Below are 14,464 nucleotides of genomic sequence, written 5' to 3' on the forward strand. Positions count from 1 at the left end.
TGGATGGCGAGTCGAACCGGACACAATGCGATTGTGCGGAAAACCATCCGGGCGATAGTGTACATGGTGCGGCAGGTTCTGTGTGGGGGTGATTGCATCGGCTGGNTAATTTCTGTATGATTCGCCGCCTTTATACCGCGTGTATAAAGATAAAACGAATTCAACTTCAACCTCGTGTGGTGTCTGGCGGAATAGGGCTGGATAGCGACACGGCCTTAATCAGAGGTTTCCCATGAAAGAAGGTATCCATCCGAATTACAGCGAAATTACTGCATCTTGCTCTTGCGGTAACGTCATCAAAACCCGTTCTACTGCGGGTCACGACCTGAACCTGGACGTATGCTCCGCTTGCCACCCGTTCTACACTGGCAAACAGCGTGTTGTTGACACCGGTGGTCGTGTTGATCGCTTCAACAAGCGTTTCAGCATCCCGGGCAGCAAGAAGTAATTTGCTTCACGGTTTTTGTCGCGGATTTTCTTCCGCGCATAACAAAGGCACCCTCGGGTGCCTTTGTCGTTTCTGGATGCCGGTCACGGCATCGCTTAGTATTCCCAGGTATCCGGGTTGATACCCATTTCCCGCATAATCTGTTTGGCCGCCTCGGGAATTTCATCGCTGCGTTCTTTACGCAAGTCTTCATCATTCGGCAACGGTTGGCCGGTAAACGCATGGAGAAACGCTTCGCAGAGCAATTCGCTGTTGGTGGCGTGTCGCAAGTTGTTTACCTGACGTCGGGTGCGTTCATCAGTTAAAATCTTTAATACTTTCAACGGAATGGAAACTGTGATCTTCTTGACCTGTTCACTTTTCTTGCCGTGTTCAGCGTATGGGCTTACGTATTCGCCATTCCACTTAGCCATGAGATACCTTAAAAATTATCGTGATGAGGACAGTCACTGTCATAAATTGTCTTAATTCTAGCGATTATTATAGGGATGCTCAATCTATACGCAAAGAAGTTTAGAAGTCTAGATGTATTGACGTCTATGTTGACTGCGTTTACTCTTGGGTCTCTTCATTCAGCTACCAGTCAGGAATCATCACCGATGACGCGCAAACAGGCCACTATCTCAGTTCGCAGCGGGTTGAATAACGACGAGCAGTACGGTTGCGTTGTTCCCCCCATTCATCTTTCCAGCACTTATAACTTCGCCGGTTTCAATCAGCCTCGTGAACACGACTACTCCCGGCGCGGTAATCCGACCCGCGACGTTGTGCAACGTGCGCTTGCCGAGCTGGAAGGCGGGGCGGGAGCGGTGATGACAAACAGCGGTATGTCGGCGATCTTGTTGGTGTGCACCGTTTTCCTGCGTCCGGGCGATCTCCTGGTGGCTCCCCATGACTGCTACGGCGGCAGCTATCGCCTGTTCGACAGCCTGAGCCAACATGGCGCGTTCCGGGTAAAATTCGTCGATCAGGGCAACGAGGCGGAGCTGAAGACCGCGCTGGCGGAAAAGCCGCGTCTGGTGCTGGTTGAAAGTCCCAGCAATCCGCTGCTGCGCGTGGTCGATATCGCCGCCATCTGTCAGGCGGCACGCGACGCGGGCGCGGTCAGCGTGGTGGACAACACATTCCTGAGCCCGGCGCTGCAGAATCCGTTAAGCCTGGGGGCCGACTTGGTGGTGCACTCCTGCACCAAGTATCTCAACGGTCACTCGGATGTGGTCGCGGGGACGGTTATTGCGCGCGACCCTGAGCTCGTGACCGAACTGGCTTGGTGGGCCAACAACATCGGCGTGACCGGCGCGGCGTTTGACAGCTATCTGCTACTGCGCGGTCTGCGGACGTTGGGGCCTCGCATGAACGCGGCGCAGAAGAACGCCTTACAGATTGTGGAATTCCTTCAGCAGCAGCCGCTGGTGAAAAAACTGTACCACCCCTCTTTACCGGAAAACGCTGGGCATGACATCGCGCGTCGCCAGCAGTCGGGTTTTGGGGCTATGCTGAGCTTTGAGCTGGACGGTGATGAAGAGACGCTGCGCCGTTTCCTGTCCTCGCTGGAGCTATTTACGCTGGCGGAGTCGTTGGGGGGCGTTGAAAGCCTGATTTCTCACGCCGCCACCATGACTCATGCCGGAATGGCCCCGGAAGCGCGCGCTGCAGCAGGGATATCCGAGACGCTGCTGCGAGTTTCCGTCGGCATTGAAGACGGCGACGATCTGGTCGCCGATTTGAAACAGGCATTTCAGGCAGTAGCAAAGAGGTAACGATGAGTGCTTTAGGGATAGCGGGTGCCGCCACAGGCCGGCAACTGCATAAATTTGGCGGCAGCAGTCTGGCTGATGTGAAGTGCTATCAGCGCGTCGCCGGTATTATGGCCGAATACAGCCGTCCCGGTGACCTGATGGTCGTGTCGGCGGCGGGTGGCACCACTAACCAGCTGATTAGCTGGCTAAAGCTCAGTCAAACCGACCGTATTTCCGCGCATCAGGTGCAGCAAGCGCTGCGCCGCTATCAAAGCGATCTTATTGCGGGGCTGTTGCCGGAGGCCGCAGCAGAGCGGCTGACTTTGGTGTTTATTCATGACCTGGAGCGTCTGGCGGCGCTGCTCGACGGAAAAATCACCGAAGCGGTGTACGCCGAGGTCGTCGGGCATGGCGAAATCTGGTCTGCCCGGCTCATGGCCGCCGTACTTAATCAATTAGACATCGATGCCTCTTGGCTGGATGCGCGCACGTTTCTCTGCGCGGAGCGCTCCGCGTTGCCGCAGGTGGATGAAGGGCGCTCCTGGCCGCTGTTGCAGCAGCAGCTCACACAGCATGCCAATCAGCGCCTGGTGATCACGGGTTTTATCAGCCGCAACGAAGCGGGTGAAACAGTCTTGCTGGGAAGAAACGGCAGCGACTATTCGGCCACGCAGATTGGCGCGCTGGCGGATGTAGAGCGCGTGACGATCTGGAGTGATGTCGCCGGAGTGTTCAGTGCGGATCCGCGCAAAGTTAAAGATGCCTGCCTGCTGCCGCTACTGAGGTTAGACGAGGCCAGCGAGCTGGCGCGTCTGGCCGCTCCGGTCCTGCACACCCGCACGTTGCAGCCGGTGTCCGGCAGCGATATCAATCTTGAGCTGCGGTGCAGTTACCAACCCGAGCAAGGGTCGACGCGTATTGAGCGGGTACTGGCCTCCGGAACCGGCGCCAAAATCGTTACCAGTCATGATGATGTTTGTCTGATTGAGGTGACGGTGCGCGATGGACATGATTTCCAACGTGTGCAGCAAGACGCCGCACAGCTGCTTCAGCGCGCGCAGATTAAAGCCTTGGCGACGGGCATCCATCCTGACCGTAACTTGCTGCAGTTTTGCTATACCTCGGAAGTGGTCGACAGCGCGTGGTCGCTGCTGGAACAGTCGGCGCTGCCGATCCAGCTCCAACTGCGCGAAGGTCTGGCGATCGTCGCGGTGGTGGGTGCTGGCGTCGGCAATAACCCGCTCCATAGCCACCGCTTCTATCAGCAGCTGAAAGACCAGCCGGTCGAATTCGTCTGTGAATCGGACGATAGCATCAGTCTGGCGGCGGTGCTGCGCGTCGGACCGACGGAACATCTGGTCCGTGGTCTGCACCACTCTCTGTTCCGAGCCGAGAAACGCATCGGATTGGTACTGTTCGGTAAAGGAAACATTGGTTCCCGCTGGCTGGAGCTGTTCGCGCGCGAGCAGACTCATCTTTCCGCACGTACTGGTTTTGAATTTGTTCTGGCTGGCGTCGTCGACAGCCGCCGTAGCCTGCTTAATCACGATGGCCTGGATGCGGGGCGTGTGCTGGCATATTTCGACGACGAAGCGCAGGAGCGTGATGAAGACGAACTGTTCCTGTGGATGCGCGCTCATCCTTATGATGATTTGGTTGTGTTGGATGTGACCGCCAGCGGCGCGGTAGCCGATCTTTATCTGGATTTCGCCAGCTACGGTTTTCATGTCATCAGCGCGAATAAACAGGCGGGTGCTTCCGGTGGCGATAATTATCGTCAAATCCGCGATGCGTTTGCGAAAACTGGCGGCCACTGGTTATATAACGCCACCGTTGGCGCAGGACTGCCGGTGAACTATGCGGTCCGCGACCTGTGTGAAAGCGGGGACAGTATCCTGGCAATCAGCGGTATCTTTTCCGGCACGCTGTCCTGGCTGTTCCTGCAGTTCGACGGCACGGTGCCGTTCACCGAACTGGTGGATCAGGCATGGCAGCAGGGCTTGACCGAACCGGACCCGCGCGACGATCTCTCGGGTCAAGACGTCATGCGTAAGCTCGTGATACTGGCGCGCGAAGCCGGCCATGACATCGAACCGTCGCAGGTGCGTGTTGAGTCGCTGGTGCCCGCAGGTTGTGAACAAGGCTCCGTCGACCAGTTCTTCGAGGATGGCGAGTCACTGAACGACCAAATGCTCCAGCGGCTGGAAGCCGCCAATGAAATGGGATTGGTGTTGCGCTATGTGGCGCGCTTCGACGCCAGCGGTAAGGCGCGCGTCGGGGTCGAGGCCGTCCGCCCGGATCATCCTCTGGCCGCATTGCTGCCGTGCGATAATGTCTTCGCCATTGAGAGCCGCTGGTATCGTGATAATCCGCTGGTGATCCGGGGACCGGGTGCCGGTCGTGATGTGACCTCCGGGGCTATCCAATCCGATATTAACCGGCTGGCGCAACTCCTCTGATCGTAAAGATATCGGCGATACTCTCGCGAAAAATCGCCTCGTTCCAACTCTGCCCGAAGCTCGCTGCTTCGGGTTTTTTTATTCCTAAAATCAATGCATTGTGTCGATATAAAAACAACATGAATCCTGCTCATATTGCATGAATAAACATCAGCTCCCAAAGCGTTGACTCCTCATACCGATTCGGCCATTTTTATATAGACGTCTAAACGTATAGACGTTTGCATGGTGGCAACGACAACGGCTAATTGAGGTAAGGATATGAGTTTTTTCCACGCGAATCATCAGGAGGCGCTGAATCAGAGCCTGGCGGAATTGCAGGGGCACATTAATGTTTCTTTCGAATTTTTCCCCCCTCGCACCAGTGAGATGGAAGAGACGCTGTGGAGTTCAATTGACCGTTTGAGCAGCCTGAAACCTAAGTTCGTGTCGGTGACTTACGGCGCGAACTCCGGAGAGCGCGATCGCACGCATAGCATCATCAAAGCTATTAAGGAACGTATTGGCGTCGATGCCGCACCGCATCTGACCTGCATTGACGCAAGTCGTGATGAACTGAAAGCCATCGCACAGGATTATTGGCAGAGTGGCATCCGTCACATCGTAGCGCTGCGGGGCGATCTCCCCCCTGAAGGCGGCAAGCCGGAGCTGTATGCGGCGGATTTGGTGACGCTGCTGAAGGACGTCGGCGACTTCGACATTTCTGTGGCGGCATATCCCGAAGTGCATCCTGAGGCCAAAAGCGCCCAGGCAGATTTGATTAATTTGAAACGAAAAGTCGACGCTGGCGCTAATCGCGCAATCACCCAGTTCTTTTTTGACGTGGAAAGCTATCTGCGTTTTCGCGACCGTTGTGTCTCAACGGGGATCGATGTAGAAATTGTGCCGGGCATTTTACCGGTGTCCAACTTCCGACAGCTGCAGCGGTTTGCCACGATGACGAACGTACGTGTGCCCAACTGGATGACGGCCATGTTCGACGGATTGGATCACGATCCGGAAACGCGCAAGATGGTGGGCGCGTCCATTGCGATGGATATGGTGAAAATCCTTCGACGCGAAGGCGTAAAAGACTTCCATTTCTATACCCTGAACCGGGCCGAGCTGAGCTATGCGATTTGCCATACGCTGGGTGTTCGTCCCGCCATCGCGGCCTGAATGCCGATCGCCCCATCGTGCAGCGGCGCGACGTCTATCCTATCGGCATTGCCCACAGACGGTGATGCCTTCCTGCTCCTTTGGAATAAAGCAGGCTGCGCTAGCCGATAGTTAAAAAAAAGGNGGGCCAGAGGCCCGCCAAAATATCGTTGGCTTTCTTTTTACTTGTATGCTTTTCAGGATGATATCGGCGTGATTCTGTACCGTTAGTTAACATCTGCTGCCGGTAGCCCGCATGGATAGCCCCGGCCTGCCTGAGGTTTACTGATCCTGAATGCCACAATCCTGTTGTAGCTTCTCTGCCCTGGTGAAGGCGTTGAATAAGTTCTCCTTCATGTTTGGTACCGAATAAAAGGAGAGCTGTTTGCTTAACTTGGAAGTATTATTGCCTACAGAGGTTGATAGGGCTAATCGTTCATTGCTATTCTATCTATCGTTATGGGCTATCGTGTTTGAGGAGAATTAAGGCATGAACATCCGGGATTTAGAATATCTTGTGGCGTTAGCGGAGCACCGGCATTTCCGCCGAGCCGCTGATTCTTGCCACGTTAGCCAACCTACTCTAAGCGGGCAGATTCGCAAGCTCGAAGACGAGCTGGGCGTGATGTTACTGGAGCGCACCAGCCGCAAAGTGCTGTTTACACAGGCAGGCTTGCTGTTGGTCGAACAGGCTCGAACGGTGCTGCGTGAAGTCAAAGTGCTGAAAGAGATGGCCAGCCAGCAGGGTGAAAGCATGTCTGGTCCGCTGCATATCGGACTGATTCCGACCGTCGGCCCTTATCTCCTTCCTCATATAATCCCTATGCTACACAAAACGTTTCCTAAATTGGAAATGTATTTGCACGAGGCGCAGACCCATCAGCTGCTCGCTCAGCTGGATAGCGGCAAGCTGGACTGCGCCATCCTCGCGATGGTGAAAGAATCGGAAGCCTTTATCGAAGTGCCGCTCTTCGACGAACCCATGAAGCTGGCGATTTATCAGGATCATCCCTGGGCCAACCGCGAGCGGGTCGCAATGTCGGATCTGTCCGGAGAGAAACTGCTGATGCTGGAAGACGGCCACTGTCTGCGCGATCAGGCGATGGGCTTCTGCTTCCAGGCCGGGGCGGATGAAGACACGCATTTTCGGGCGACAAGCCTGGAGACGCTGAGAAACATGGTTGCGGCTGGTAGCGGAATTACGCTCTTGCCTTCCCTGTCTGTTCCGAAAGAAAGAACGCGTGACGGCGTATCCTACCTTCAGTGTTACAAACCGGAGCCCAAGCGCACGATTGCACTGGTTTATCGCCCAGGATCGCCGCTGCGCAGCCGGTATGAGCAGTTGGCCGATGCTATTCGCGAGCACATGCAGCTGTATTTGGACAACCAGGCTAAGCAGGCTGTGTAAGTGTTCAATTGCGGGTAGGTCGGTGTCGCGCCAACAAGCGCCGTGGCCATCTGTGAGGCGCGAAATTCTTGCGGGTCGAGGTTCGCGCCAGAATAAGGACTACACCACACGGTGCTTTAGCAATGGTTGAGCATGTGAGGCGTTAACGCATCGTCACCTCAGTCGATGTTGAGGCGTGAAAGGTTTTTGTCAGTCTACTGGCTCTAAGCTGTCGCCTGATTGCTGGCATTGGCATTTTGATCACCAACGACGATTTTATGAAGAAAGCGCTATTGTCACTTTTTATACGGACAAACTTTGACGCACTTTGTAGTGAGTAAAGTTTGTTATAGTGCCTCCCTAAGTAAGGAGAGCAAATTACTTTGAGCAAGACTACGGGTGTTAGAGCACAACAAAAAGAACGTACGCGTCGTTCCCTTATTGAAGCTGCATTCAGCCAACTAAGCGCCGAGCGCAGTTTTGCCAGCCTTAGCCTGCGTGAGGTTGCCCGCGAGGCTGGAATAGCCCCCACCTCTTTCTATCGTCATTTCCGTGATGTTGATGAACTCGGTCTGACAATGGTGGATGAGAGCGGACTGATGCTCCGCCAACTGATGCGACAGGCCCGCCAGCGTATCGTCAAGAGCGGCGGCAGCGTGATCAGGACGTCGGTATCCNCCTTTATGGAATTCATTGGCAACAACCCGAACGCTTTTCGTCTTCTATTGCGTGAACGTTCCGGTACTTCCGCCGCATTTCGTGCCGCTGTTGTTCGAGAAATTCAGCATTTTATTGCCGAACTGGCGGATTATCTTGAAGTCGAAAATCATATCCCACGCAGTTTTGCCGAGGCGCAGTCGGAAGCGATGGTGACGATTGTTTTCAGCGCGGGCGCGGAAGCGCTGGATATCGGCGCTGAACAACGCAGCCAGCTGGAAGAACGACTGGTGCTGCAACTGCGGATGATTGCGAAAGGGGCGTATTACTGGTATCGAAGAGAGCTGAGTAAGGGGTTTACCACGCCGTAGTCTTTCATAGTCGCTGAGGAACATCATGGCAAAACTGAAAAATGCAGAGAAAGGGACGTTGGTGCTGTCGATGATTGCCGGTTTGTCCGTCAATGGCTCGTTCGCTGCCTTGTTTAGCGCGATTGTTCCGTTTTCCATTTTTCCGCTCATCACGTTGGCGCTGTCGGTTTACTGTCTACGCCAGCGCCACCGGCGCCTGGATATGTCGCTTGGATTGCCCAAATTGGTTGCAGGCTGCTTCCTGTTAGGTCTGCTGCTCTACAGTGCGATTATTCGGGCGGAGTATCCCCAAATTGGCTCCAATTTCCTGCCATCTATCCTCTGCATGGCACTGGCTTTGTGGTTGGTCATCAAGCTGCGTAGCCGTCAGTCGTCCGAAGACAGTATCTCTTAATGAGCGAGCAGTCAGCCGGAAGAACCGGCTGGCAGATGCGTTAGGCTAACTTTTCCAGTAAAACGCCGCACTCCATGTGATGGGTGTAGGGGAACTGATCGAACAGCGCGAGTTGACTGATTTTGTGTGTCTGGCTCAGGGTTTCCAGATTAGCGCACAAGGTTTCCGGGTTGCAGGATATGTACATAATGCGTGGGTATTCCTGAACCAGACGTACCGTATCGTCATCCAAACCGCTGCGCGGCGGATCTACAAAAATGGTTTCGCAGTGATAGCTGCTAAGATCGATACCCTTGAGCCGATTGAACTGGCGGACTCCGCGCATGGCCTGGGTGAACTCTTCTGCCGCCATGCGAATAATCTGCACATTATCAATCTGGTTAGCGGCGATGTTGTATTGCGCGGCAGCCACTGATGGCTTGGCTATCTCGGTCGCCAATACGTTGTCGAAGTTACGCGCCAGCGCTAACGAGAAGTTGCCATTGCCGCAGTAAAGCTCCAGCAAGTCCCCTGTGGAACCGGCCGTTACGTTCAGCGCCCATTCCAGCATCTGTACATTCATCGCGGCGTTGGGCTGGGTGAAACTGTTCTCCACCTGGCGATAGATGATGTCTTTGCCGGCAACCGGCAGCACTTCATCGACATAATCTCGATCGAGACAGATTTTAGTTTTCGTCGCTCGTCCTATCAGTTGCAGATTGAATCCCTGGGCACGCAGTTGATCGCGCAGTTCGCAAGCCTGTTGCTGCCACTCCTCATCCAACGGACGGTGGTAAAGCAGCGAGACCACGATCTCTCCGCTCACCGTGGAAAGATAATCAATCTGGAATAGCTTGCGGCGTAACACTGGCTGGGGGCGAATCGCAGACAGCAATAGCGGCATTAGGGCGTTGATCAGCTCGCTGGCCGCGGGAAATTTGTCGACCCGAATGCGCTGTTTTGTCTGTTGATCGAACATGATGTGGTAAAGGTCGTCACCTTCGTGCCAGACGCGGAACTCGGCCCGCATCCGGTAGTGGCTAACCGGAGAACGGAATACCGCGGGTTTTGGAGCGGAAAATGGTGCCATCATCGCCTCTAGACGTGTGCGCTTTTCTTCTAGCTGAGCGTCGTAGTTTTCGATGGGCAAGATTTCTGGCGTCATAGTGTTCTCGTTTAAAAGCTTCGGGGTGACTTTACTGGCGGCGATTGTAGGGGATTCGGAAGGGATGTCCAACCTTGTCATAGAGAAGCGGCCTGTTTGTCGCGATGTGCCCTGGCGATAGATTACCTCCTCTCGAACAACCTGGTTCATGATAAAATCGCGGTCTGTTTATTAGGTGAAGAGGGGAGTATGGCTACCGATTGGCAGAGCGAGAACCTGGTCTCGCCGGAAGCTGTTCCTTCTGTTTCTGGGCGTCCTACCGTACTTATCCTTGATTCCGGCGTGGGCGGTTTGTCGGTTTATGATGAAGTTCGCAAGTTGTTGCCGGATTTGCACTATATCTACGCGTTCGATAACGAAGCATTTCCCTATGGCGAGAAACCTGAACAATTTGTGATTCAGCGGGTACTCGCTATCGTCGAAGCGGTCCAGCAGCGGTACCCACTTTCTATGGTTATTGTTGCCTGTAACACTGCGAGCACCATTTCCCTTCCTGCCCTACGTGCGCGTTTTTCCTTTCCTGTTGTGGGGGTTGTGCCTGCCGTCAAGCCGGCGGCAAAGCTTACCCGTAACGGTGTGGTCGGGTTGCTTGCGACCCGGGGCACGGTGCAACGCGCTTATACGCATGAACTCATTGCGCGTTTTGCCAATGACTGCAGCATTCTGATGTTGGGATCATCGGAACTGGTGGAGTTGGGTGAAGCCAAACTGCGAGGCGAGATTGTCTCAGCCGAAGCGTTATTACATATTTTAAAGCCATGGCTTAAATTATCAGAACCGCCAGATACGGTTGTGCTGGGATGCACCCACTTTCCTTTACTGAAAGAAGAGCTAAAGCTGGCTTTACCGGATGGGACTCGACTGGTGGATTCCGGGGCTGCGATTGCGCGAAGAGCATTATGGCTGATCGAACATATGGAAAATCCGACGCTGTCTATTCAGAAAAATATAGTCTTTTGCCTCAACATCACGCCGCAGGTTGTTATGCTGCAGCCCGTATTAGCTCGCTTTGGCTTCGATTCGCTGGAAAAATTACCACTCTATCCGGTTTTTGAGTGAATTATGTACGGTTGGAAATGTTTTTGTATTTAGCACTTGTCAGCCCGAAATAACTCCCTATAATGCGCTCCCACTGACCCGGCAACAGCAACACAACGTTGTCGAGACTGAAAGAAAATCAAGTTGATAAGTCTTGACTTTCAAGCGGAAATGCATAGTATATGCGGCCCGCGACCATGAAAGTGGTCCTGCTCTTTAACAATTTAATCAGACAATCTGTGTGGGCACTCACAAGACACTATCGCAACTAGATACGAAAAAGTCTTGAAGAGTGAACAACAGTTAATTCATTACGAATAAACAGTAAATTCTTTGAGCATCGCTATTAACTTAGCAAATCAAGCTTTTAATTGAAGAGTTTGATCATGGCTCAGATTGAACGCTGGCGGCAGGCCTAACACATGCAAGTCGAGCGGCAGCGGAAGGAAGCTTGCTTCCTTGCCGGCGAGCGGCGGACGGGTGAGTAATGTCTGGGGATCTGCCCGATGGAGGGGGATAACTACTGGAAACGGTAGCTAATACCGCATAACGTCGCAAGACCAAAGTGGGGGACCTTCGGGCCTCACACCATCGGATGAACCCAGATGGGATTAGCTAGTAGGCGGGGTAAAGGCCCACCTAGGCGACGATCTCTAGCTGGTCTGAGAGGATGACCAGCCACACTGGAACTGAGACACGGTCCAGACTCCTACGGGAGGCAGCAGTGGGGAATATTGCACAATGGGGGAAACCCTGATGCAGCCATGCCGCGTGTATGAAGAAGGCCTTCGGGTTGTAAAGTACTTTCAGCGGGGAGGAAGGCAGTGAACTTAATACGTTCGCTGATTGACGTTACCCGCAGAAGAAGCACCGGCTAACTCCGTGCCAGCAGCCGCGGTAATACGGAGGGTGCAAGCGTTAATCGGAATGACTGGGCGTAAAGCGCACGCAGGCGGTTTGTTAAGTCAGATGTGAAATCCCCGAGCTTAACTTGGGAACTGCATTTGAAACTGGCAAGCTAGAGTCTTGTAGAGGGGGGTAGAATTCCAGGTGTAGCGGTGAAATGCGTAGAGATCTGGAGGAATACCGGTGGCGAAGGCGGCCCCCTGGACAAAGACTGACGCTCAGGTGCGAAAGCGTGGGGAGCAAACAGGATTAGATACCCTGGTAGTCCACGCTGTAAACGATGTCGACTTGGAGGTTGCGGTCTTGAACTGTGGCTTCCGGAGCTAACGCGTTAAGTCGACCGCCTGGGGAGTACGGCCGCAAGGTTAAAACTCAAATGAATTGACGGGGGCCCGCACAAGCGGTGGAGCATGTGGTTTAATTCGATGCAACGCGAAGAACCTTACCTACTCTTGACATCCAGAGAACTTGGCAGAGATGCCTTGGTGCCTTCGGGAACTCTGAGACAGGTGCTGCATGGCTGTCGTCAGCTCGTGTTGTGAAATGTTGGGTTAAGTCCCGCAACGAGCGCAACCCTTATCCTTTGTTGCCAGCGATTCGGTCGGGAACTCAAAGGAGACTGCCGGTGATAAACCGGAGGAAGGTGGGGATGACGTCAAGTCATCATGGCCCTTACGAGTAGGGCTACACACGTGCTACAATGGCGCATACAAAGAGAAGCGAACTTGCGAGAGTAAGCGGACCTCATAAAGTGCGTCGTAGTCCGGATTGGAGTCTGCAACTCGACTCCATGAAGTCGGAATCGCTAGTAATCGTAGATCAGAATGCTACGGTGAATACGTTCCCGGGCCTTGTACACACCGCCCGTCACACCATGGGAGTGGGTTGCAAAAGAAGTAGGTAGCTTAACCTTCGGGAGGGCGCTTACCACTTTGTGATTCATGACTGGGGTGAAGTCGTAACAAGGTAACCGTAGGGGAACCTGCGGTTGGATCACCTCCTTACCAAAGTGAAGTGCTAGTGAAGTGCTCACACAGATTGTCTGATGAAAGAAGAACGAGCAGAAATACCTTTATAGGCTTGTAGCTCAGGTGGTTAGAGCGCACCCCTGATAAGGGTGAGGTCGGTGGTTCAAGTCCACTCAGGCCTACCAAATTTTCTCTTATGCTGCGTTATGCTCAGGCTTGTTTACAAGAGTAAACGTCGCCCTCGCATGCCTTGCCTAAGAAAAAATTAACTCTTCCATGAGTGGTATCTAAAGGTAACTGTAAGTGACGTTTGGGGCTATAGCTCAGCTGGGAGAGCGCCTGCTTTGCACGCAGGAGGTCTGCGGTTCGATCCCGCATAGCTCCACCATACAAAGACTTCAGAGCGTATTGGCGACAGTATGCTGTGAAGTATTTTGCTCTTTAACAATCTGGAACAAGCTGAAATTTGAAACGATGCAGCTGAACATATCTCTCCGTGCAGTATTGAGATGTGATTTGGTTGTATCAGAGTCTCTCAAATAATCGCAGCGTGAAGCGTGTCTTACGAGACACCTTCGGGTTGTGAGGTTAAGTGACTAAGCGTACACGGTGGATGCCTAGGCAGTCAGAGGCGATGAAGGGCGTGCTAATCTGCGAAAAGCGTCGGCAAGGTGATATGAACCGTTATACCCGACGATACCCGAATGGGGAAACCCAGTGCAATCCGTTGCACTATCGCAACATGAATACATAGTGTTGCGAGGCGAACCGGGGGAACTGAAACATCTCAGTACCCCGAGGAAAAGAAATCAACCGAGATTCCCCTAGTAGCGGCGAGCGAACGGGGAGGAGCCCAGAACCTGAATCAGTTTGTGTCTTAGTGGAAGCGTCTGGAAAGTCGCACGACAGAGGGTGATAGTCCCGTACACGAAGAGGCATGGATTGTGAGTTCGATGAGTAGGGCGGGACACGTGTTATCCTGTCTGAATATGGGGGGACCATCCTCCAAGGCTAAATACTCCTGACTGACCGATAGTGAACCAGTACCGTGAGGGAAAGGCGAAAAGAACCCCGGCGAGGGGAGTGAAATAGAACCTGAAACCGTGTACGTACAAGCAGTGGGAGCCTTGATTTATCAGGGTGACTGCGTACCTTTTGTATAATGGGTCAGCGACTTATATTCTGTAGCAAGGTTAACCGAATAGGGGAGCCGCAGGGAAACCGAGTCTTAACTGGGCGTTAAGTTGCAGGGTATAGACCCGAAACCCGGTGATCTAGCCATGGGCAGGTTGAAGGTTGGGTAACACTAACTGGAGGACCGAACCGACTAATGTTGAAAAATTAGCGGATGACTTGTGGCTGGGGGTGAAAGGCCAATCAAACCGGGAGATAGCTGGTTCTCCCCGAAAGCTATTTAGGTAGCGCCTCGTGAACTCATCTTCGGGGGTAGAGCACTGTTTCGACTAGGGGGCCATCCCGGCTTACCAACTCGATGCAAACTGCGAATACCGAAGAATGTTATCACGGGAGACACACGGCGGGTGCTAACGTCCGTCGTGAAGAGGGAAACAACCCAGACCGCCAGCTAAGGTCCCAAAGTCATGGTTAAGTGGGAAACGATGTGGGAAGGCCCAGACAGCCAGGATGTTGGCTTAGAAGCAGCCATCATTTAAAGAAAGCGTAATAGCTCACTGGTCGAGTCGGCCTGCGCGGAAGATGTAACGGGGCTAAACCATGCACCGAAGCTGCGGCAGCGACACTTAGGTGTTGTTGGGTAGGGGAGCGTTCTGTAAGCCTGCGAAGGTGACCTGTGAGG

The 14,464-nt window shown here is 53.6% G+C and carries 10 protein-coding genes, 2 tRNA genes and 2 rRNA genes; 12 read left to right on the top strand and 2 right to left on the bottom strand.

Annotated features, from left to right (window positions below; translation table 11 throughout):
* Positions 1 to 232 precede the first annotated feature (232 nt).
* Positions 233 to 448 carry a 50S ribosomal protein L31 gene (gene rpmE, locus SB13_RS13655; protein ID WP_026740894.1) on the top strand — a complete coding sequence of 72 codons (216 nt, stop codon included), beginning with the start codon at positions 233 to 235 and terminating at the stop codon, positions 446 to 448.
* Between the two features lie 95 nt (positions 449 to 543).
* Here rpmE and metJ read toward each other — a convergent pair whose 3' ends face one another.
* The gene (gene metJ, locus SB13_RS13660) at positions 544 to 861 is read right to left on the bottom strand and encodes a met regulon transcriptional regulator MetJ (protein ID WP_026740895.1); all 318 of its coding nucleotides are present in this window, start codon (positions 859 to 861) and stop codon (positions 544 to 546) included.
* A 186-nt stretch (positions 862 to 1,047) separates the two neighbouring features.
* Between metJ and metB the strand changes: the two genes are divergently transcribed.
* From metB to SB13_RS13690, 6 genes are all read left to right on the top strand, one after another.
* The gene (gene metB / locus SB13_RS13665; RefSeq protein ID WP_026740896.1) at positions 1,048 to 2,208 is read left to right on the top strand and encodes a cystathionine gamma-synthase; all 1,161 of its coding nucleotides are present in this window, start codon (positions 1,048 to 1,050) and stop codon (positions 2,206 to 2,208) included.
* A gap of 2 nt (positions 2,209 to 2,210) precedes the next feature.
* On the top strand, positions 2,211 to 4,646 hold the full coding sequence (locus tag SB13_RS13670; RefSeq protein WP_026740897.1) for a bifunctional aspartate kinase/homoserine dehydrogenase II: 2,436 nt from the start codon (positions 2,211 to 2,213) through the stop codon (positions 4,644 to 4,646).
* Positions 4,647 to 4,907: 261 nt separating this feature from the next.
* The gene (gene metF, locus SB13_RS13675; RefSeq protein WP_026740898.1) at positions 4,908 to 5,804 is read left to right on the top strand and encodes a methylenetetrahydrofolate reductase; all 897 of its coding nucleotides are present in this window, start codon (positions 4,908 to 4,910) and stop codon (positions 5,802 to 5,804) included.
* A 469-nt stretch (positions 5,805 to 6,273) separates the two neighbouring features.
* Entirely contained in the window at positions 6,274 to 7,191 is a 918-nt protein-coding gene (gene oxyR, locus SB13_RS13680; RefSeq protein WP_026740899.1) for a DNA-binding transcriptional regulator OxyR, read from the top strand.
* A 362-nt stretch (positions 7,192 to 7,553) separates the two neighbouring features.
* Positions 7,554 to 8,198, top strand: a complete 645-nt coding sequence (gene fabR / locus SB13_RS13685; protein WP_036151780.1) for an HTH-type transcriptional repressor FabR — start codon at positions 7,554 to 7,556, stop codon at positions 8,196 to 8,198.
* 25 nt (positions 8,199 to 8,223) lie between these two features.
* Positions 8,224 to 8,592, top strand: a complete 369-nt coding sequence (locus SB13_RS13690) for a YijD family membrane protein (RefSeq protein WP_026740901.1) — start codon at positions 8,224 to 8,226, stop codon at positions 8,590 to 8,592.
* Positions 8,593 to 8,632: 40 nt separating this feature from the next.
* Here SB13_RS13690 and trmA read toward each other — a convergent pair whose 3' ends face one another.
* Positions 8,633 to 9,736, bottom strand: coding sequence for a tRNA (uridine(54)-C5)-methyltransferase TrmA (trmA, locus tag SB13_RS13695; protein WP_026740902.1), 1,104 nt, complete (start codon positions 9,734 to 9,736; stop codon positions 8,633 to 8,635).
* 189 nt (positions 9,737 to 9,925) lie between these two features.
* On the opposite strand from trmA, the gene murI reads away from it, so the two are divergent.
* The 5 genes from murI to SB13_RS13720 form a co-directional block, all read left to right on the top strand.
* On the top strand, positions 9,926 to 10,795 hold the full coding sequence (gene murI / locus SB13_RS13700; protein ID WP_026740903.1) for a glutamate racemase: 870 nt from the start codon (positions 9,926 to 9,928) through the stop codon (positions 10,793 to 10,795).
* A 347-nt stretch (positions 10,796 to 11,142) separates the two neighbouring features.
* A 16S ribosomal RNA gene (locus SB13_RS13705) occupies positions 11,143 to 12,684 on the top strand.
* Between the two features lie 72 nt (positions 12,685 to 12,756).
* Positions 12,757 to 12,833: transfer RNA gene (locus SB13_RS13710), tRNA-Ile, on the top strand.
* Positions 12,834 to 12,960: 127 nt separating this feature from the next.
* A tRNA-Ala gene (locus tag SB13_RS13715) sits at positions 12,961 to 13,036 on the top strand.
* 198 nt (positions 13,037 to 13,234) lie between these two features.
* Positions 13,235 to 14,464: ribosomal RNA gene (locus tag SB13_RS13720) — 23S ribosomal RNA — on the top strand; the annotation flags it as partial.

Source organism: Lonsdalea quercina subsp. quercina (assembly GCF_000688695.1).
Taxonomy (GTDB): domain Bacteria; phylum Pseudomonadota; class Gammaproteobacteria; order Enterobacterales; family Enterobacteriaceae; genus Lonsdalea; species Lonsdalea quercina_D.

Coding starts and splice junctions, on each gene's coding strand:
- metF (WP_026740898.1), top strand. CDS start 4,908: ATGAGTTTTTTCCACGCGAATCATCAGGAGGCGCTGAATCAGAGCCTG.
- trmA (WP_026740902.1), bottom strand. CDS start 9,736: ATGACGCCAGAAATCTTGCCCATCGAAAACTACGACGCTCAGCTAGAA.
- metB (WP_026740896.1), top strand. CDS start 1,048: ATGACGCGCAAACAGGCCACTATCTCAGTTCGCAGCGGGTTGAATAAC.
- SB13_RS13690 (WP_026740901.1), top strand. CDS start 8,224: ATGGCAAAACTGAAAAATGCAGAGAAAGGGACGTTGGTGCTGTCGATG.
- oxyR (WP_026740899.1), top strand. CDS start 6,274: ATGAACATCCGGGATTTAGAATATCTTGTGGCGTTAGCGGAGCACCGG.
- metJ (WP_026740895.1), bottom strand. CDS start 861: ATGGCTAAGTGGAATGGCGAATACGTAAGCCCATACGCTGAACACGGC.
- SB13_RS13670 (WP_026740897.1), top strand. CDS start 2,211: ATGAGTGCTTTAGGGATAGCGGGTGCCGCCACAGGCCGGCAACTGCAT.
- rpmE (WP_026740894.1), top strand. CDS start 233: ATGAAAGAAGGTATCCATCCGAATTACAGCGAAATTACTGCATCTTGC.
- murI (WP_026740903.1), top strand. CDS start 9,926: ATGGCTACCGATTGGCAGAGCGAGAACCTGGTCTCGCCGGAAGCTGTT.